Origin of the sequence: Streptomyces sp. SudanB25_2051 (assembly GCF_964272635.1) — a bacterium.
Lineage (GTDB): Bacteria > Actinomycetota > Actinomycetes > Streptomycetales > Streptomycetaceae > Streptomyces.
This window is the reverse complement of the sequence record NZ_OZ186787.1, coordinates 5,812,133-5,829,333: the sequence shown is the minus strand read 5'-3', so window position 1 is coordinate 5,829,333 and position 17,201 is coordinate 5,812,133. Positions and strand designations below refer to the sequence as shown.

Sequence of the window (17,201 nt, the reverse complement as noted above, 5' to 3'; positions counted from 1 at the left end):
CGCCCGGCCGGCCGGTCACCCGGCCCGCCCGGGGCCCGTGAAGACGGCGCGGACGCATCCGTCGGTCTTCTCCTTGAACATGTCGTAGCCCTCGACGGCCCGGTCGAGCGGCATCGTGTGGGTCGCCAGGTGCGCGGTGGTGATCTCCCCCTTGGCCATGCGGTCCAGGAGCATGGGGATGTACCGCTGGCCGTGCTGCTGCGCGCCGCGCACGGTGAGGCCCTTGTTGACGACCGCGCCGAGGGGGAACTTGTCCACCGCCCCGGCGAACACGCCGAGGACGAAGACGGTGCCGCCCTTGCGGCAGGCGTGGACGGCCTGGCGGACGGCGGTCGGCCGGTCGGTCTGGAGGCGCAGCTGCTGCTTGACCTGGTCGTACAGATGCGCCGGGCCGTCGCTGTGGGCCTCCATGCCGACCGCTTCGATGCACACGTCGGGCCCGCGGCCACCGGTGCGTTCACGCAGTTCCGCGGCGACGTCGGTGGCGGTGTAGTCCAGGGTCTCCGCGCCGATGTGACGCTCGGTCATCTCCAGCCGCTCCGGGACGCGGTCGATGGAGATCACCCGCTCGGCGCCGAGCAGGATCGCCGCGCGCGCCGCCATCTGGCCCACGGCGCCGCAGCCCCACACGGCGACGACGTCGCCCGGCCCGACCCCGCCGAGGTCGGCGCCCATCCAGCCGGTCGGCACGGAGTCCGACGCGAACAGGGCGCTGATGTCGTCGACCTCCTCGGGCACGGGGAAGGCCCCGTAGTCGGCGAACGGGACGCGGACGTACTCGGCGTGGCTGCCGCGCAGGCCGCCCATGGCGTGCGAGTAGCCGAAGATGCCTCCGGACTCGTAGCCGAACATGGCCTGGCCGATGCCCGGGTTGGTGTTGGTGTTGTCGCACAGGGACCACAGGTCGTTGGCGCAGTACCAGCAGCGTCCGCAGCCGACGAAGGAGGCGACGACGACCCGGTCGCCGACCTTGTGGCGCCGTACGGCGGGTCCCGTCTCCACCACCTCGCCGATGAACTCGTGGCCGATGACGTCGCCGGCCCGCATGGCGGGGATGTAGCCGCCGATCAGGTGCAGGTCGGAGCCGCAGGTCGTGCCGGCGATGAGCCGCACGATGACGTCCTGCTCGTTGCGGAGTTCCGGGTCGGGTATCCGCTCGACGGAGAGCTCGTTCACTCCTTGCCAGCACAGCGCCTTCACAGCACTCCCTCCCCGCCCGACCGGCGGGCGACGATGTCGAGGACCTTCCCCGCCGGGGTGTTCCGCGTGGTGGGCGGCGCGTCCGGCAGCATCACCTCGCCCGCCTCCAGGACCGCCTTGGCCTCGCGCAGGGCGGTCCGCACCTCCTGGCGGGGGTCCTGGCCCGCGAGGCGTCCCGGCAGGGAGGCCTGCGCACGGGACGGGCCGTCCTTGAGCCGTACCGCCAGCTCCGTGCCGCGGTCTCCGGGAGCGGGGCGTACGCGGGCCTCCAGCCGGTCCGCCATCGTGTCCAGGGGTTCGGGCAGCGTGCCGCCGGGCATGACGTCCGTCGGCGCGCGGTTGATCGTGACGGTCAGCCACCGGTCGGCGGACTCGCTTTCGGCGGCGGCACGCGACCGGGTCCGGCGGGCCGCGACGGCCCCCGTCCCGACGGCCGCCGCCACCGCGAGTGCGGACGTGACGCGCTTCACCGGGCACCTCCTTCGTAGGGCTGCGGTCTGGACACCCTGCCGGCGCCCTTCGCGGGCACGGGCAGACGGCGCCCCCCTGCCGGGTGCCCCGCCCGGCCCGTACGACACGGGACCGCACCTCACGGGCAGGAGGACGGGCCTGGAGGCGCTCGCGTCCGGCGGCCGGGTGCCTCTCGCTCGCCGCGGGGGCCCGTGCCGGTTACCTCCCTCCCGGCAGGGCACCCGGAGGCCGTGGGACGGCACGGAGGCACAGGCGGAACGGCCGGCCGGGGACGGCGGCCGGGGACGGAGCCGCCGCGTCTCGTCGCCACGGTGACCGGCTCGCGCGAGAACCGGCCGGTGGTGACGGTGATCGGCGAACTCGACGCCGGCCAGGTCCCCTATCTGCACGCCACGCTGCTCGCGGCCCTCACCTCGTCGAGCGGCCTGGACCTGGACCTCTCGGCGGTGTCGGCCTGCGACCGGGCGGGCCTCCACCTCCTGCTCGCCGTCCACCGGCGTGCCGCGGCCGAGGGGAAGCCCTTCACCCTCACCGGCAGCAGCAGGGCCGTGCGGCTCGTGGCACGGCTCACCCACGCGGGGCACCTCCTCGGCGTACCGGCCCGCACCGCGTGACGCGGCCCTGCGGCGGGGGCTCCCGCCGGGGGCCGACCGGGTCGGGTGATCCGCAGCGCGACCGGGCACCGCGCCCGGGCACCTCGCGGCGCGGGCGGGCGAGGGCGTCAGACCCGCTCCGGCGGGCGTGAGGCGCCGCCCGGCACGGCCCGGACGCGTACCGGGAGGACGGCCCCGCAGCCCCGGGCACCGACACCGGCACCGGCACAGGCACAGGCACAGGCACAGGCACGGAGAACGCCGCGCAGCCCGTACCGGGCCGGAGGGCGCCACACGGGCCGGGACCGGGCAGCCCCCTGCTGCCCGGTCCCGTACGGTCGTCGTGGCGGGAGCTACCGGCTCGTGAGGCGGCCGGCGTCCCTGGTCAGGAGCACGCCGAGGGCGATCATGCCGGCCCCCAGGACGAAGTGCAGCCAGTTGTCCGCGGTGTTCACGGGGACGAAGTTGGCGGCGCTGTCGTGGTCGATGATCAGGCCGTAGAGCCACAGCAGCAGATAGACGGCACCGCCCCAGATCAGGAACTGGCGGGCGGTGGCGGCCGCGCGGGACATGGCGATCCCGGCGATGCCGAACAGCAGGTGCACGATGTTGTGCAGGACGGACACCTGGAACAGGCCGAACAGCTTCGCCTCGGAATGGTGCTCGGCGAACTTCAGCGTGTCGTAGTCCGTCGTGATCCCCGGGATGAAGCCGAGGATGCCCACCAGCAGGAATACGGCGCCGACCAGCAGCGCGGCCTGCTGCACGGGGGTGCGTGCGGTGGTCGTACGGGAGTGGCTTGCCATGAGCCGACCTCTTTCTCACGGGGCGGCGGGCGCCGCCGTCCGGCTCTCTCACCGGCCGACTACCCCTCACCCGCCCAGCCAGCCCCGTCGGCCCGGGTCGGCTTCGGTCACCCGATCGGCGGGGCGCGTGAAGCTGCGCTGTGGGACCGCTTAAGAAAACCTCGATGGACGCGGCCCGCCCGGATGGGCAGATTGGTCGCGTTCACCACTCTTTCCCGCCTGGAGTCGCCGCGATGAAGGCCCTTGTCAAGCAGAAGGCCGAGCCCGGCCTGTGGCTGATCGACGTTCCCGAGCCCGAGACGGGCCCCGGCGACGTGCTGATCAAGGTGCTGCGGACCGGTATCTGCGGGACCGATCTGCACATCCGCGCCTGGGACGGCTGGGCGCAGCAGGCCGTGTCGACGCCGCTGGTCCTCGGGCACGAGTTCGTCGGCGAGGTCGCGGCGGTCGGTTCCGACGTGCGGGACATCGCGGTCGGCGACCTGGTCAGCGGCGAGGGGCACCTGGTGTGCGGCAAGTGCCGCAACTGCCTCGCGGGCCGCCGCCATCTGTGCCGGGCGACGGTCGGGCTCGGTGTCGGGCGGGACGGGGCGTTCGCCGAGTACGTGGCGCTGCCCGCGTCCAACGTGTGGGTGCACCGGACGCGGGTCGACCTCGACATCGCGGCCATCTTCGACCCGTTCGGCAACGCGGTGCACACGGCGCTGTCGTTCCCGCTCGTCGGTGAGGACGTGCTGATCACGGGCGCCGGTCCGATCGGCATCATGGCCGCCGCCGTCGCCCGGCACGCCGGCGCCCGCAACGTGGTCATCACCGATGTGAGCGAGCCGCGCCTGGAGCTGGCCCGCAAGGTGGGCGCCACCCTCGCGGTGAACGTCGCGGAGACGAGCATCGCGGACGCGCAGAGGCAGCTGGGCCTGCGGGAGGGCTTCGACATCGGCCTGGAGATGTCCGGCCGCCCGGAGGCGATGCGCGACATGGTCGCCAACATGACGCACGGCGGGCGCATCGCCATGCTCGGCCTGCCCGCCGAGGAGTTCCCGGTCGACTGGTCGAAGATCGTGACGTCGATGCTCACCGTCAAGGGCATCTACGGCCGGGAGATGTTCGAGACGTGGTACGCGATGACGGTGCTGCTGGAGGGCGGCCTCGACCTGAGCCCGGTGGTCACCGGCCGGTACGCGTACAAGGACTTCGACGCCGCTTTCGACGAGGCGGCCACGGCCCGCAGCGGGAAGATCATCCTCGACTGGACCGCGTGACGGCCCGCCCCGCCCCCGTACCTCTTTCCTCCTAGGAGTTCCTCTGATGTTCGTGTCCGTACGCGACGAGCTGCGCGCCACCCTCGACGAGATCCGGGACGCCGGGCTGTACAAGCCGGAGCGGGTCATCGGCACCCCGCAGTCCGCGTCCGTCGCCGTGACGGCCGGCGGCGCGCCCGGCGACGTGCTGAACTTCTGCGCCAACAACTACCTGGGCCTCGCCGACCACCCCGAGGTCGTCGCCGCCGCCAAGGACGCCCTGGACCGCTGGGGCTACGGCATGGCGTCCGTGCGGTTCATCTGCGGCACGCAGGAGATCCACAAGGAGCTGGAGAGCAGGCTGTCGGCGTTCCTCGGCCAGGAGGACACGATCCTGTACTCCTCGTGCTTCGACGCCAACGGCGGTGTCTTCGAGACGCTGCTCGGCCCGGAGGACGCGGTGATCTCCGACGCCCTGAACCACGCGTCGATCATCGACGGCATCCGCCTGTCGAAGGCCGCCCGGTACCGGTACGCCAACCGCGACATGGCGGAGCTGGAGGCGCGGCTGAAGGAGGCGTCGGGCGCCCGGCGCCGGCTGATCGTCACCGACGGCGTGTTCTCCATGGACGGCTATGTGGCGCCGCTGCGGGAGATCTGCGACCTCGCCGACCGGTACGAGGCGATGGTGATGGTCGACGACTCGCACGCCGTGGGCTTCGTCGGCGCGGGCGGCCGGGGCACGCCCGAGCTGCACGGGGTGATGGACCGCGTGGACATCGTCACCGGCACCCTCGGCAAGGCGCTGGGCGGCGCGTCCGGCGGCTATGTGGCGGCCCGCGCCGAGATCGTGGAGCTGCTGCGCCAGCGCTCCCGCCCGTACCTGTTCTCCAACTCCCTCGCCCCGGTGATCGCCGCCGCGTCCCTGAAGGTCCTGGACCTGCTGGAGTCGGCGGGCGACCTGCGGGAGCGGCTGGACGCCAACACGAAGCTGTTCCGCACGCGGATGGCGGAGGAGGGCTTCGAGATCCTGCCCGGCGACCACGCGATCGCGCCCGTGATGATCGGTGACGCGGCGAAGGCGGCGCGGATGGCGGAGCTGCTGCTGGAGCGCGGGGTGTACGTGATCGGGTTCTCGTACCCGGTGGTGCCGATGGGGCAGGCCCGCATCCGGGTGCAGCTGTCGGCGGCGCACTCCACGGCGGACGTGGAACGCGCGGTGCGGGCCTTCGTGGACGCCCGCGCCGCGATGGAGGGCTGACGGCCCGCGCCCTCCGAAGGGGTGCGGATCCGCGGCCGGGGGCCGGTGGTGCCGGGTCCCGGCCGTGTGCCGCCGGGGTGTGCGGGCGGGTGACAATGGCAGGGTGATCGACCCCCGCCGGCTGCGCATCCTGCGGGCCGCGGCGGACCACCGTACGGTGACCGCCGCCGCCGCAGCCCTGTATCTCACCCCGTCCGCCGTCTCCCAGCAGCTCGCCGCGCTGGAGCAGGAGACCGGGCACACCCTGCTGACCCGCAGCGGCCGGGGCGTCCGGCTGACCCCCGCCGGGGAGATCCTGCTCCAGCACGCCAACGAGGTGCTGGCCCAGCTGGAGCGGGCGGAGGCGGAGCTCGCGGCGTACGCGGACGGGACGGCCGGCGAGGTGTCGGTCGCGGCGTTCGCGACGGGCATCGCGGAGGTGCTGGCCCCGGCGATCGGCCGGCTCGCCGGGACCCATCCGGGGATCCGCCTGCGCGTGCGGGACGCGGAGGGCGACGAGTCGCTGCCGCTGGTCCTGGACGGCGAGGCGGACCTGGCGCTGGCCGTGGAGTACCGGGGCGCGCCACGCGACGGCGACCGGAGGCTGGCGCGGGTGCCGCTGTACGCGGAGCCGTTCGACGCGGTGCTGCACGCCGGCCATCCGCTGGCGCAGGGCCCGGAGGTGGCGCTGGCCGCGCTCGCGGGGAGCGACTGGATCGGCCAGTCCCCGGGCAACCCGTGCCACGACATGATCCTGTTCGCCTGCGAGCTGGCCGGTTTCGAGCCGCGGTTCGTCCATGTGTCGGACGATTTCCGGGCGGTCGTGGCGCTCGCGGCGGCGGGTGCCGGGGTGGCGCTGGTGCCGCGTTCGGCGCTGCGCGGCATCGAGCTGAAGGACGTGGTGGTCCGGCCGGTGGCCGGTCCCGCGGCGTTCCGGCGGGTGTTCGCCGCGGTACGGCGCGGGGCCGAGGACCATCCGCTGATCCGGCCGGTCCTGGACGCGCTGGCCCGGTCGGCCGCCGGGCTCTCGTCACCGGCCGCGCCCGAGGCCGCCTGATCCCCGGCCCGGGGCGGGCCGCCCGACCCGCCCGCGGCGGCCCGGCCCGCCGGAACGGCAACCCTCAGGCGTCGGGGGCGGCACTCAGGCCTCGGGCGCGGCCTCGGCGGCGTCGCGGTCCTTGCGGGCCGACATCCACGCGTACACGAGCACACCGGCGAAGAGGAACAGCACGCCCTGGTAGACGGCGGCGTATCCGGAGCCGGCGACGAGCCACATCGAGAAGCCGGCCGCGAGCGCGGCGAGCACGCCGTCGCGGACCAGGCGGGCGCCCCGGACCCGCTCGCCCTGCCCCGAGAGCAGGAAGTAGATCTGCGCGGCCGTGGACAGCAGGTAGGGGACGGTCGCCGTGAACGTGGTGACGAGGACCAGCGTCTCGAACACGCCCTCCGAGCCGACCGTGTAGTTGTAGACCGTCAGCAGCGACGCGAGGACGACGGTGACCAGGACGCCGACCGTCGGGACGCCGCGCCTGCGGCGGGCGAAGACGCGCGGGAACAGGCCGTCGCGGGCCGCGGCGTACGGCGTCTGGGCGCTCAGCAGCGTCCAGCCGTTGAGGGCGCCGATCATGGACACCACCGCCATGCAGGCGATGGCCGTGCCGCCCCAGGTGCCGCCGAACATGGCGTCGACGGCGTCGGAGAACGGCGCGGAGGACTCGACGAGCCGGTCGTGGGCGACCGTGCCGAAGACGGCGACCGTGCCGAGCAGGTAGATCACGGCGGCGCCGAGGGTGCCGAGGACGGTGGCGCGGCCCACGTTGCGGCGCGGGTCGCGGACCTCGCCGGCGCTGACGGCGGCCGACTCGACCCCGAGGTAGCTGAACAGCAGGATCGCCGCCGACGCGGAGACGGCGCCGAGCGCCCCGGTGTCGCCGCCGTGGAAGGGGCCCAGGTTGTCCGCGTCGAAGAAGAACAGCCCGCCCACCGCGACGAGCAGCAGCGGGACGAACTTCAGGACGGTGGCGATCAGCTGGACCGCGCCGACGTACCGGGTGCCGGCGAGGTTGGCGAGTGCGGGCAGCCACTGGACGGCGAGGGCGGCGGCGATGGTCGCGGCGACCGAGCCGTGCAGCGGCAGCAGGACGTCCAGGTAGCCGACGGCGGCGACGGCGAGGGCGGCGTTGGAGACCCAGGCGGTGATCCAGTACGACCAGGCCGACAGGAATCCGGCGAAGTCGCCGAACGCCTCGCGGGCGTACACGTACGGCCCGCCGGTGCGCGGGTGTCGGTCGGCCAGCCGCCCGAAGACCAGGGCGAGGGCGATGGCGCCGACGGTGAGGACGGCGAACGCGACGAGGCTGATCGTCCCGTACGGCGCGACGGAGGCGGGCAGCAGGAAGATGCCGCCGCCGATGATGTTGCCCATGACCAGGGCGGTGGCGACGGGGAGGCCGAAGCGGCGGGCGTGCCTGCCGCCGTCCGCGCCGCCGGGGGCCGGGGCGCCGGGGGCGGCGGGGTGCGGGGTGCCCTGCCCGGCGGCGGGGCCGGGGGCCGTGTCCGGTGTGGTGACCGTGGTCATGAGGGGTGGTGCGCCTTTCTCCGTACAAACGTTCACCATGCTGGCGTACGGCGAAACAGCGCTCCAAATCACCCGTTTTTGTCCGGCGCGAGCCCCTCGGAAACCGGAAGACTTCCATCCGCTTGCCGCGCGGACGGCGATTCCTGCGCGGATGTGACCCGTGTCTCGCAAGCCGTGGCGGAAGGCGCAGCGGCCGGCCGCTCCGCACCGGGCGCCGCGCCGGCCCCGGTGCCGCGCCCCTCCTCCAGCCAGCGGCGCAGCACCCGGTGGACGGCCTCCGCGCCCACCAGCGCCTCGCCCTCGCGCGTCGGCGGGGACAGCTCGCGCGGCCACAGCAGGAACGCCTCCGACTGATCGCCGCCGAGCCCGCCGTGCGAGCCGATCTGGTCCTCGAAGGCGTGCACGCGGCCGGTGTCCGGGTCGTACATGGAGTTGACCATGATGTCCGCGACGTGCGGGAACGCGTCGGTGCGGCGGATCGCGTCGGCGGCGCCCGGACCGAAGGCGGCCAGCGGCCCCGCCCCGTCCACCAGCTCCGCCACCGGCGCCTCGAACCCGTCGGCGCCCATCACCACCGAGCCGTGCCGCTCGGAGCGGACCAGGACGAAGCCGATGCCCGGATGCCCCGCCAGCGTCCGCAGCAGCCCCGGGTAGCGGTGGTCGATCTCCTCCCGCGACATCCGGTGCGGCACGTCCGGGAACGACACGAGCCCCAGGTTCCCCGACGCCAGCACCAGCGGGCCCGCCCCGCGCGCCGGGCGCTCCCCGCGCCGCTCCCCCTCGACCGGCCGGTGCAGGGCGCTGAGCAGCGTGTTGCGGGCCTCCGCGCCGCTGGCGCTGTGCCGGGCGCGCCGTGAGACCGGCAGCCCGCACCCGGCCCGTACCAGGTCGCGGAGGGTCAGCCCGTACGCGCTCTCGAAGGTCTCGCCGAAGCTCTGGCCGTGGTCGGAGAGGAGCACGATCCGGTACGGGCGCGGGGCGTGCCCGGCGGCCTTGGCGATCAGCTCGACGGAGCGGTCCAGGCGGGTGAGGACCTTCGCGGCGTCGGCGCTGTACGGCCCGGAGTGGTGGGCGACCTCGTCGTACGCCACGAGGTCGGCGTAGACGGCGGTGCGGCCGGCCAGGACGTCGCCCAGCACCGCGGCGACCACCACGTCCCGCTCGACGACCGTCGCGAAGGCCCGCACGAACGGGTACACGCCGCCGCGCGGCACGCGGGGGGTGTCGCCGCGCAGCCGGGCGGCGAGCGACTGGCCGGCCTCCCGGACGACCTCCGCGACGAACGACATGGCGGTGCGGGTGGCGTTGGCGGGGTCGCGGAAGTAGGTGACGTACCCGGCGCGGGAGCGGATGCCGGGGCCGCGGCGGCCGGAGACGGAGAGCACCAGGGCGAGCTGGTCGGCGCCGCCGCCGAAGAGGTTGCCCCGGCTGGCCCCGTCGTCGGCGAGCAGGCCGGGGTCGCCGGTGCGGGCGGCGGCGCGGCGCTGGAGCTCCGCGGCGCTGGCGGGCCGGTTGCTCACCATCAGGCGGCCGGTGTCCTTCTCGTACCAGCGGAAGGCGGGCACGTCGTGGTTGGTGCCGTGCAGCAGGGCGAGCTGGCTGGCGCCGGTCTGGCTGGACCAGTCGGTCCGCCACGGGGTGAGCCGGTGCGTGGCGCCCTCCCAGGCGGCGAGCGTCGGCATGAGCCCGGCGTCGACGGCGTCGCGCAGCACGCGGTGGCCGACGCCGTCGAGCTGGAGGAAGACCGTGCCGGGCGGGGCGTCGGGGCGTGGGACCGCCCGGCGGCGCCCGGCGAGCCGGTAGAGGCGGCGGCCGTAGGCGTCGTCATCGCGCACGGCGAGGGCGGTGGAGGTCGCGGAGGCCACGGCGGACATGACGGCGGCCACGACGACGGCGTTGTCCGGGTCGGCCTCGCCGCGCCCGTCGGGGATCAGCCAGAGCGCGACCAGCAGCAGGGAGCCGTTGAGGAAGAACACCAGGACGCCCAGGACCAGCGCGGGCACCAGCAGCAGGGCCCGCACGACCAGGGGCCAGACGAGCGCGCCGAGCAGGCCGAACGCGCCCGCGCCCCAGGCGGCGGTGACGGCGGTGCGGGTCGCGCTGTCGCCGTCGTCGGACTGGAGCTGGAAGTCGGGCAGGGCCCCGGCGAGAACGAGCAGGGTGAGGGTCGACACGGCCCACACGACGACGACCCGCAGGGCGGCGCCGCCCAGCGACCGCCACCCTCCGACGCCTCCGCCCACGACCACGCCATCCGCCTCTCGCCGTTGCCGTCCGGGAGATCCAGCGTGGCACACGCCCGGTGCGCGGCGACCCGCGCGCGGGGCCGGACGGGTCGGCCCCGGCTCCGGCTCGGGGCGGAGCGGCCCGGAGGGACGCCGCCGGGGCACAGCGGCTCCGGAGTGTCAGCAGCCGTCGTAGCCCGCGGTGGGCATGGAGAGGCGGCGGTGCACCCGCGCCTTCATCTCCGTGTCGTACGACGGCTCGTCGAGGCACGCGGTCTCCAGGCGGACCCCGCGCCGCTCGCACTCGGCGAAGAAGGCCCGCGCCGATGTCACCGCCCGGTCGAGGACCCGCTCGTTGGGCGCCACGAACAGGTCCACCGCGCCCTCCTCCACGTCCGCCCACAGCGTCCGGTGGTCGGGGCGCATCCCGTAGAAGAGGAGCTGGCGGATCACGACATAGCCCTTGTCGGCGGCCCAGCGCTCGCACATGGCGTGCTGGCTGCGGGTGTCGACCAGGAACGGGTCGCGGTCCAGCTCTTCGAGCGGCGTCATGCTGGCGATCGCCGCCACGCGTACGTCGTCCATGGGCCGACCCTACTCCGGTCGGCGCCCCGTGGGAGGGGTCGCGTTCTACGCTCGTGGCATGGAGGTCACCTGGTGGGGCCACGCCACCTGCACGGTAGAGGACTCCGGCGTACGGGTGCTGACGGACCCGCTGTTCACCCGGCGGCTCGCGCACCTGCGGCGACGGCGGGGCGCGCTGCCGCCGCCCGAGGCGGCGCGCGCGGACGTGGTGCTGGTGTCGCATCTGCACGCCGACCATCTGCACCTGCCGTCGCTGGCGCGGCTCGCGCCGGGGACGCGGCTGGTGGTGCCGCTCGGCGCGACCCGTTCGGTGCCGGGGCTGCGGCGGCTGGCGGGGCTGCGGATCACCGAGGTCGGGGCCGGGGACGAGGTGAAGGCCGGCCCCGTGGTGGTACGGGCGGTGCCGGCCGCGCACGACGGGCGGCGGCTGCCGGTGGGGCCGCACCGCTCCCCCGCGCTCGGGTACGTGATCCGGGGCGCGGCCCGCACCTACTTCGCCGGGGACACGGGGCTGTTCGACGGGATGGCCGACGCGGTCGGCGAGGTGGACCTGGCGCTGCTGCCGGTCGGCGGCTGGGGCCCCTTCCTCGGCCACGGCCACCTGGACGCGGGGCGGGCAGCGCGCGCCCTGGCGCAACTGGCGCCGCGCGCCGCGGTGCCGGTCCACTACGGGACGTACTGGCCGATCGGGATGGACGCGGTGCGGCCGCACGAGTTCCACGCGCCGGGCGGCGAGTTCGCCCGGCTGGCGGCCAGGTGGGCGCCCGGCGTCGCGGTGCACCTGCTGGGCCACGGGGAGAGCGTGCGGCCGGGGGCGGGGCGGTGATCGCGGAGCTGGTGGGCCAGCTGCCGCCGGAGGAGACGCAGCGGGCCGTCGGCTACCCGTCGCTGTTCCTGCTGGTGGCGCTGGGCGCGCTGGTGCCGGTGGTGCCGACGGGGGCCGTGGTCAGCTCGGCGGCGGTCGTGGCGTTCCACCAGCCCTCGCCCCTGGCGCTGCTGTTCGTGTTCCTGGTGGCCGCGGCGGCGGCGCTCTCGGGCGACGCCTCGCTGTACTGGCTCGGGCGGCGCGGGGTGACCTCGCGGGGCGGGTCGCGGTGGCTGGACGCGCTGCGGAGGCGGGCGGACCCGGAGCGGCTCGCGCGGGCGCAGGAGACGCTGCGGGAGCACCGGGTGGGGGTGCTGGTGGTCTCCCGGCTGGTGCCGGCGGGGCGGCTGCCGGTGATGCTGGCGTGCCTGCTGGCGCGGATGCCGCTGGGCCGGTTCGTGCGGGGCGACGCGGCGGCGGTGCTGGCGTGGACGGCGACGTACCAGCTGATCGGGGTGGCGGGCGGGTCGCTGTTCCCGCACCCCTGGCAGGGCGTGGCGGCGGCGGTCGCGCTGGCGCTGCTGGTGGGCGCGGTGCCGCGGGTGTGGCGGTGGGCCCGGCGCCGGGCGGGACGGCGGGCGGGGCGCAGGCGGGCGGCGTAGCGCCGGGCGCCGGAGTGGGCGGTGCGGAGGCGGGCCGGGGCGGGGGCGGTCGCCGGGAGCGGGGGCGGTCGACGGGGGCGGAGGGTCAGGGCAGCACGCGCGACTCGCCGACCGCCAGGTCCCACAGCCGGTCGCCGGGCAGGCCCGTGGCCTCCCAGGCGGCGCGGAGGCGGGTCAGGGGTTCCAGGACGGGCTCCGACGACAGGACGAACGTCGCCCAGTGCATGGGCGCCATGATCCGCGCGCCGAGGTCCCGGAAGGCGCGGACGGCCTCCTCGGGGTCGGTGTGGACGTCGCCGAGCCACCAGCGGGGGGCGTACGCGCCGATCGGCAGGAGCGCCAGGTCGATGCCGGGGTGGCGGTCGGCGATGCGGCGGAACCAGTGGCCGTACCCGGTGTCCCCGGCGAAGTACACCCGGCGGCCGCGGCGTTCGGAGAGCACCCAGCCGCCCCACAGGGAGCGGCAGGTGTCGGTGAGGGTCCGCTTGGACCAGTGGTGGGCCGGTACGAAGTCGAAGCGGACGCCGCGCAGTTCGGCCCACTCCCACCAGTCGAGCTCGGTGACGGTGGTGAACCGGCGGCGGCGGAACCAGCGTCCGAGGCCGGCGGGGACGAACACCGGTGTGGTGCGCGGCAGTCGGCGCAGGGTGGGTGCGTCGAGGTGGTCGTAGTGGTTGTGGCTGATGACGACCGCGTCGACGGGCGGCACGTCCTGCCAGCGGACTCCCACGGGCGTGACGCGGGCCGGGGTGCCCAGGATGCGGCGGGACCACACGGGGTCGGTGAGGACGGTGAGACCGCCGATCCGCACGATCCAGCTGGCGTGGCCCGCCCAGGTGACGGCCACCGTGTCGGGCCCGGCGGGCGGCAGCGGGCCGGGCGCGAACGGCAGCCGGGGCACGTCGCGCAGGCCGTCGGCGCCGGGGCGTATGGCGGCGGAGCCCTCGCGGGCGAGGCGGGCGAAGGCGCGGACGCCGGGCAGCGGGGCGGTGAGCCTTCCGGCGAAGGAGCGGGGCCAGGCGCGGGTCTCGCCCAGCGGGCGGGCCCCGGACACCGGCGCGGGCCCGGTGCCGGTGCCGGGCGGCGCGGGCTCGGGGCGCGGGGCGGGGGCGGTGAGGTCGGCGGGTGTCCCGTCCGTCATCTGCGGGCTCCTCCAGCGGTGGCGGCGCGGTCGGTGCGCGGGGTGGCGTCGCGGAGTGCGGCCGACAGGGCGGCCAGGGCCTCGGCCACATGGGGCAGGGCCAGGGGGTCTTCGGCGTTCAGGGCCTCCAGCCGCAGGGCGGGCGTGGCGCCGAGCAGCGGGGTGGTGGCCAGGCGGACGCGCAGGGCGCCGAGTTCGTCGCCGAAGCGGTGCCCGCCGGGTACGGGGGTGCCGAGCCGCGCGGTGAGGTGGTCCTCCAGTTCGATGGAGTCGGTGACGCCCTGACCGGCGAGTGCGGCGCGCAGAGGGCCGAGGTCCGCGTACAGATGGCGGCCGGCCTCGGGCGGCAGGGCGAGCGCGCCGGCGGCGAGGACCGCGCGGTGGGCCTCGGCGGCCACGCGCGCGTGCAGGGCGGTCGCGGCGGCGTTGCGCGCCGTGACGGCCTCCGGTTCGTCCAGGGCGTGGGCCACGGCGGCGGCGAGCGGCCCCGGCAGGTCGGCGCCGAGCGCGGTGAGCACGTCGAGGGCGCGGGCGCGGTGGGCCGCGCCGGAGGGGCCGGCCGGGAAGCGGGCGACGGCGGCGGGCCAGGCGGCGGGAGTGACGGCGCCGGCCAGGTCGCACAGGACCGTGACGTCGTCGGGGTTCGTCTCGGCCGGGCTGACGAACACCGTGTCGTGCGGCCGGTGCACGGTGTCGCGCCAGGTCTCGTCGCTGACGATGTGCAGGCCCTCGCCGGCGGCGGCCTCGCACGCCTCGCGGACGAGTTCGGGCGGGGCGACCGTGCCGGTGGGGTCGTCGGCGACGCTGAGCAGCAGCACGGCGGGCCGGCCGCCCTCGGCGCGCACCCGCCGCACGGTCTCCAGCAGGGCGTACGGGTCGGGGACGCCGCCGCACTCGGCGGGCGTCGGCACGTGGTAGGCGGGCCGGCCCAGGAGGCGGACCTGCGGGGTCCAGGCGAGCGGGCAGGGGCGGGGCATCAGCACGTCGCCGCCGTGCGCGGCGAGCAGCGCCGTCAGCAGCGGTCCCGTGCCGGGAGACGCGGCGATGTCCTCGGGGTGGCAGCGCAGGCCGCGGCGGGACCAGTAGCCGCACGCCGCCTCGCGCAGCACCGGCCCGCCGCCGGGCGGCTCGGGGTCGGTGCGGGCCGCGGCGGCGGCCAGCAGGCCGGCCAGCTCGTCGACGACGGGCAGGCCCGTGTCGGGGGCGGGCGGGGCGTACCGCACCTGCCCGTGCCCGTGGGCGGAGCTGCGCGTCACCACGACCTCCCGTACGTCTGCGGACCCGAACCCTTTATACGAAGATTTGCGGTGGTTCGCCGTTCGGCGAACCCGTGGCCGGGGGCGGCGGGGCGAGCCGGGCCAGCTCCTTCTCCAGGCCGCGGCCCCGGCTGCGCACGATCTGCGCCGCCACGTCGGACAGCTTGCGGTTGGTGAGCTGCGAGACGCGCCGCAGCACGGCGTACGCCTCCTCGACGCCGCAGCCGAGGACGTGCATGACGATGCCGCCGGCCTGGTCGATGACGGGCCGGGAGCGCAGCGCCGACTCCAGCTGGCCGACCTCGGTGAGGGCGGCGCGGTAGCGGCGGTCGCGGACGAGTCCCGCGGTGGCCTCCTCTCCGAGTACGGCGGCGGGGCCGAGGGCCGCGCCCGCGAGCGCGCCGGGGCGGAAGCCGTACAGATTGAGGGTCACGAGGACGCCCGCCCGGTGGAAGGGCAGGGTCACGCTGCAGCGGACGCCCGCCGCGAGGGCGGCGGCGCGGAAGGCGGGCCACCGCTCGTCGTGGAGGAGATCGTCGGCGACGACCGGCGCGCCGCTGTCGAGGGCCGCCCTGATGGGCCCGTCGCCGCAGGCCGCCTGGACGCTGACGAGGGCGGCGAGGTCCGGGTGCGTGGCGGTGGTGCGGCGTTCGCCGCGCTCCTGCTCCTCCTCGTCGCCGAGAGTGGCCACGGCGCCGCAGCAGGCCGGGACCGAGCGGACGCAGCTCTCGGCGAGCTGCTGGAGGCGGCGTACCGCCGCCGCCGGGTCGGTGCCTTCGTACTCGGGCTCGATCAGCATGGGAGGCGTCTCCTTCCGGGGGTGCGGCTGCCCGCTGCGCGTGCGGTGAAACGACGCGCCACCGGGGGCGTGGGCGGGCCGCCGGCGCCCGGTGTCGCGATTACGGTGCTGGTTGTGCGGACGACGGGGCATACGTCCCAGGGGCGCGCGCGGGTGTGCGCTCCCGAGCACGGTGCTGGAACGGAAGCCGGGGCGGATACGCCGGGCGGAGCGGGAGTCCTGGGATGAGCGAGACCGGCGCGTTCGGCGAGGAGCTCGCGGACTTCGTCCGGCGCGTGGCGGAGCTGCGCAGTGCGCGCGCCCTGCCGCCGGAGGAGCAGCGGGGCGTACTGGACGCGGCGCTGTTCGAGCTGCAGCACGCCGCGGAGACGCTGTGGCCGCGGTACGAGCGGCTGGCGGCACGGGCCCCTGAGGGCACGTCGGCGGAGCGGCAGGAGCGGCAGCTGCTGAAGACGGTGTTCCAGCGGCTGCCGCTGCCGGTGGTGCTGATCGACCGGGACACGGTGGTGCGGCGGATGAACCTTGCGGCGACGACCCTGACCGGGGTGCGCGCCGGGTACGCCACGGGGCGCCCGCTGGCCGCGCTGCTCACGCCGGGCGACCGGGCGCCGTTCCGCTCGCAGGTGGCCGCGACCGCGCGCGGCGAGGGCGGGCGGAGTCTGACCGTACGGCTCCAGCAGCGGCCGAAGGAGCCCGTGCGGGCCACCCTCGCCGCGCTGGCCCTGCCGGGCGAGCCGCAGCAGACGGTGCTGCTCGTCCTCCAGCCGGGCGTCGCGGGAGCGGGGCCGAACGGCCCGGCGGGCGTGGGGCGGCGCATGGCGGCGGACCCGGCGGGGCGGCGCGAGGCGGGCGGAGCTGCCGGGGCGGAGCCCCCCGGACCCGGCGGCGGTTTCGCGGGGCCCGGTGGGACCGGTGCCGGTTTCGCGGGGCCCGGCGGCGCGGTCCGGGGGCGGCGGCGGCTGGGCGGCGCGCCGGACCTGGTGGAGGCGACCGAGCGGGCCGCGGCGCTGGACCTGGTGGACACCGTCGCGACGACCCTGCTGCGTACGCCGCCCGCGGACGCCCGGGGCGCCGTCGAGGCGGCGGCCCGGGTCCTGCACGGGCGGTTCGCCGACTGGGTGATCGCGGACCTCACGGCCGCCGGGGACGGCTCCGGGGACGCGGGGCCGGGCCCCGGGGTGGTGCGCCGGTGCTGGTGCTCGGGCCGCCGGACGACCCCGCGCTGGCGAAGGAGCTGGCCGCGCAGGACCCGGCGGACTGCCCCCTGGTGCGGGAGGTCGCGGCGGGCGGCTCGGCCTCGCTGCAGGTGCGCCCCGAGGACGCGCTGGCCCTCGGCACGGACACCGGCGGGGCGGCCGTGCTCGTACGGGCCGAGGTCAGTTCGCTGCTGTGCCTTCCGGTGGCCGCCGATGCCCCCGGCGCCGGGGAGCCGCGGGTGCTGGCCGTGCTGACGCTGCTGCGCACACGGGCGCGGCGGGCGTTCTCGATGGCGGAGGCGCAGGCGGCGGACGTGCTGTCCCGGCACGTCGGGCTGGCGATGCGCCGCCCGGACCCGCCGGGGCGGTAGCGCTTCCGGCCGGGCCCGCGCGGGCGGCGGCA

General features: G+C 76.2%; 17 protein-coding genes. 8 read left to right on the top strand and 9 right to left on the bottom strand.

Features of this window, described 5'->3' with window-relative positions; genetic code table 11:
- Positions 1-15: 15 nt before the first annotated feature.
- Entirely contained in the window at positions 16-1,176 is a 1,161-nt protein-coding gene (locus ACSUPT_RS25635) for a zinc-dependent alcohol dehydrogenase (RefSeq protein WP_351964775.1), read from the bottom strand.
- Positions 1,177-1,196: 20 nt separating this feature from the next.
- A complete protein-coding gene (locus tag ACSUPT_RS25630; RefSeq protein ID WP_351964774.1) occupies positions 1,197-1,670 on the bottom strand; it encodes a hypothetical protein in 474 nt (157 codons plus the stop codon).
- 312 nt (positions 1,671-1,982) lie between these two features.
- Between ACSUPT_RS25630 and ACSUPT_RS25625 the strand changes: the two genes are divergently transcribed.
- Positions 1,983-2,285, top strand: coding sequence for an STAS domain-containing protein (locus ACSUPT_RS25625; protein ID WP_351964773.1), 303 nt, complete (start codon positions 1,983-1,985; stop codon positions 2,283-2,285).
- Positions 2,286-2,617: 332 nt separating this feature from the next.
- On the opposite strand, the gene ACSUPT_RS25620 is transcribed toward ACSUPT_RS25625, so the two are convergent.
- Positions 2,618-3,070 carry a DUF4383 domain-containing protein gene (locus ACSUPT_RS25620; protein WP_351964772.1) on the bottom strand — a complete coding sequence of 151 codons (453 nt, stop codon included), beginning with the start codon at positions 3,068-3,070 and terminating at the stop codon, positions 2,618-2,620.
- Positions 3,071-3,303: 233 nt separating this feature from the next.
- On the opposite strand from ACSUPT_RS25620, the gene tdh reads away from it, so the two are divergent.
- From tdh to ACSUPT_RS25605, 3 genes are all read left to right on the top strand, one after another.
- Positions 3,304-4,332, top strand: a complete 1,029-nt coding sequence (tdh, locus tag ACSUPT_RS25615) for an L-threonine 3-dehydrogenase (protein ID WP_351964771.1) — start codon at positions 3,304-3,306, stop codon at positions 4,330-4,332.
- 46 nt (positions 4,333-4,378) lie between these two features.
- Entirely contained in the window at positions 4,379-5,572 is a 1,194-nt protein-coding gene (locus tag ACSUPT_RS25610) for a glycine C-acetyltransferase (protein ID WP_351964770.1), read from the top strand.
- Between the two features lie 103 nt (positions 5,573-5,675).
- Entirely contained in the window at positions 5,676-6,608 is a 933-nt protein-coding gene (locus ACSUPT_RS25605; protein WP_351964769.1) for a LysR family transcriptional regulator, read from the top strand.
- A gap of 84 nt (positions 6,609-6,692) precedes the next feature.
- On the opposite strand, the gene ACSUPT_RS25600 is transcribed toward ACSUPT_RS25605, so the two are convergent.
- From ACSUPT_RS25600 to ACSUPT_RS25590, 3 genes are all read right to left on the bottom strand, one after another.
- Positions 6,693-8,129, bottom strand: coding sequence for an amino acid permease (locus ACSUPT_RS25600; protein ID WP_436945656.1), 1,437 nt, complete (start codon positions 8,127-8,129; stop codon positions 6,693-6,695).
- Between the two features lie 68 nt (positions 8,130-8,197).
- Complete coding sequence (locus ACSUPT_RS25595) at positions 8,198-10,372, bottom strand: phage holin family protein (RefSeq protein WP_351964791.1); 2,175 nt, start codon at positions 10,370-10,372, stop codon at positions 8,198-8,200.
- A gap of 162 nt (positions 10,373-10,534) precedes the next feature.
- Entirely contained in the window at positions 10,535-10,939 is a 405-nt protein-coding gene (locus tag ACSUPT_RS25590; RefSeq protein ID WP_351964767.1) for a hypothetical protein, read from the bottom strand.
- A gap of 58 nt (positions 10,940-10,997) precedes the next feature.
- Here ACSUPT_RS25590 and ACSUPT_RS25585 point away from each other — a divergent pair, with 58 nt between their 5' ends.
- Both ACSUPT_RS25585 and ACSUPT_RS25580 read left to right on the top strand, forming a co-directional pair.
- Positions 10,998-11,765: an MBL fold metallo-hydrolase gene (locus ACSUPT_RS25585; RefSeq protein WP_404144824.1), complete on the top strand. Its 768-nt coding sequence runs from the start codon at positions 10,998-11,000 to the stop codon at positions 11,763-11,765.
- Entirely contained in the window at positions 11,762-12,406 is a 645-nt protein-coding gene (locus ACSUPT_RS25580; RefSeq protein WP_351964765.1) for a DedA family protein, read from the top strand. Before ACSUPT_RS25585 ends, ACSUPT_RS25580 begins: the two co-directional genes overlap by 4 nt.
- Before the next feature lie 85 nt (positions 12,407-12,491).
- On the opposite strand, the gene ACSUPT_RS25575 is transcribed toward ACSUPT_RS25580, so the two are convergent.
- The 3 genes from ACSUPT_RS25575 to ACSUPT_RS25565 are packed head-to-tail and all read right to left on the bottom strand — an operon-like array spanning position 12,492 to position 15,602.
- Positions 12,492-13,547: an MBL fold metallo-hydrolase gene (locus tag ACSUPT_RS25575; RefSeq protein ID WP_436945653.1), complete on the bottom strand. Its 1,056-nt coding sequence runs from the start codon at positions 13,545-13,547 to the stop codon at positions 12,492-12,494.
- Positions 13,544-14,803, bottom strand: a complete 1,260-nt coding sequence (locus tag ACSUPT_RS25570) for an aminotransferase class I/II-fold pyridoxal phosphate-dependent enzyme (RefSeq protein WP_351964763.1) — start codon at positions 14,801-14,803, stop codon at positions 13,544-13,546. Before ACSUPT_RS25570 ends, ACSUPT_RS25575 begins: the two co-directional genes overlap by 4 nt.
- Before the next feature lie 34 nt (positions 14,804-14,837).
- Complete coding sequence (locus tag ACSUPT_RS25565) at positions 14,838-15,602, bottom strand: ANTAR domain-containing protein (RefSeq protein WP_436945651.1); 765 nt, start codon at positions 15,600-15,602, stop codon at positions 14,838-14,840.
- Between the two features lie 224 nt (positions 15,603-15,826).
- On the opposite strand from ACSUPT_RS25565, the gene ACSUPT_RS25560 reads away from it, so the two are divergent.
- Positions 15,827-17,053: a PAS domain-containing protein gene (locus ACSUPT_RS25560; RefSeq protein ID WP_436945649.1), complete on the top strand. Its 1,227-nt coding sequence runs from the start codon at positions 15,827-15,829 to the stop codon at positions 17,051-17,053.
- Complete coding sequence (locus ACSUPT_RS25555) at positions 17,038-17,169, top strand: hypothetical protein (RefSeq protein WP_436945647.1); 132 nt, start codon at positions 17,038-17,040, stop codon at positions 17,167-17,169. The genes ACSUPT_RS25560 and ACSUPT_RS25555 overlap by 16 nt, the downstream gene beginning before the upstream one ends.
- Positions 17,170-17,201 lie beyond the last annotated feature (32 nt).

Excerpts from the sequence above, each read along its gene's own strand:
- ACSUPT_RS25620 (WP_351964772.1), bottom strand. The coding sequence starts at position 3,070 with ATGGCAAGCCACTCCCGTACGACCACCGCACGCACCCCCGTGCAGCAG.
- tdh (WP_351964771.1), top strand. The coding sequence starts at position 3,304 with ATGAAGGCCCTTGTCAAGCAGAAGGCCGAGCCCGGCCTGTGGCTGATC.
- ACSUPT_RS25610 (WP_351964770.1), top strand. The coding sequence starts at position 4,379 with ATGTTCGTGTCCGTACGCGACGAGCTGCGCGCCACCCTCGACGAGATC.
- ACSUPT_RS25600 (WP_436945656.1), bottom strand. The coding sequence starts at position 8,129 with ATGACCACGGTCACCACACCGGACACGGCCCCCGGCCCCGCCGCCGGG.
- ACSUPT_RS25590 (WP_351964767.1), bottom strand. The coding sequence starts at position 10,939 with ATGGACGACGTACGCGTGGCGGCGATCGCCAGCATGACGCCGCTCGAA.
- ACSUPT_RS25585 (WP_404144824.1), top strand. The coding sequence starts at position 10,998 with ATGGAGGTCACCTGGTGGGGCCACGCCACCTGCACGGTAGAGGACTCC.
- ACSUPT_RS25575 (WP_436945653.1), bottom strand. The coding sequence starts at position 13,547 with ATGACGGACGGGACACCCGCCGACCTCACCGCCCCCGCCCCGCGCCCC.
- ACSUPT_RS25565 (WP_436945651.1), bottom strand. The coding sequence starts at position 15,602 with ATGCTGATCGAGCCCGAGTACGAAGGCACCGACCCGGCGGCGGCGGTA.
- ACSUPT_RS25560 (WP_436945649.1), top strand. The coding sequence starts at position 15,827 with ATGAGCGAGACCGGCGCGTTCGGCGAGGAGCTCGCGGACTTCGTCCGG.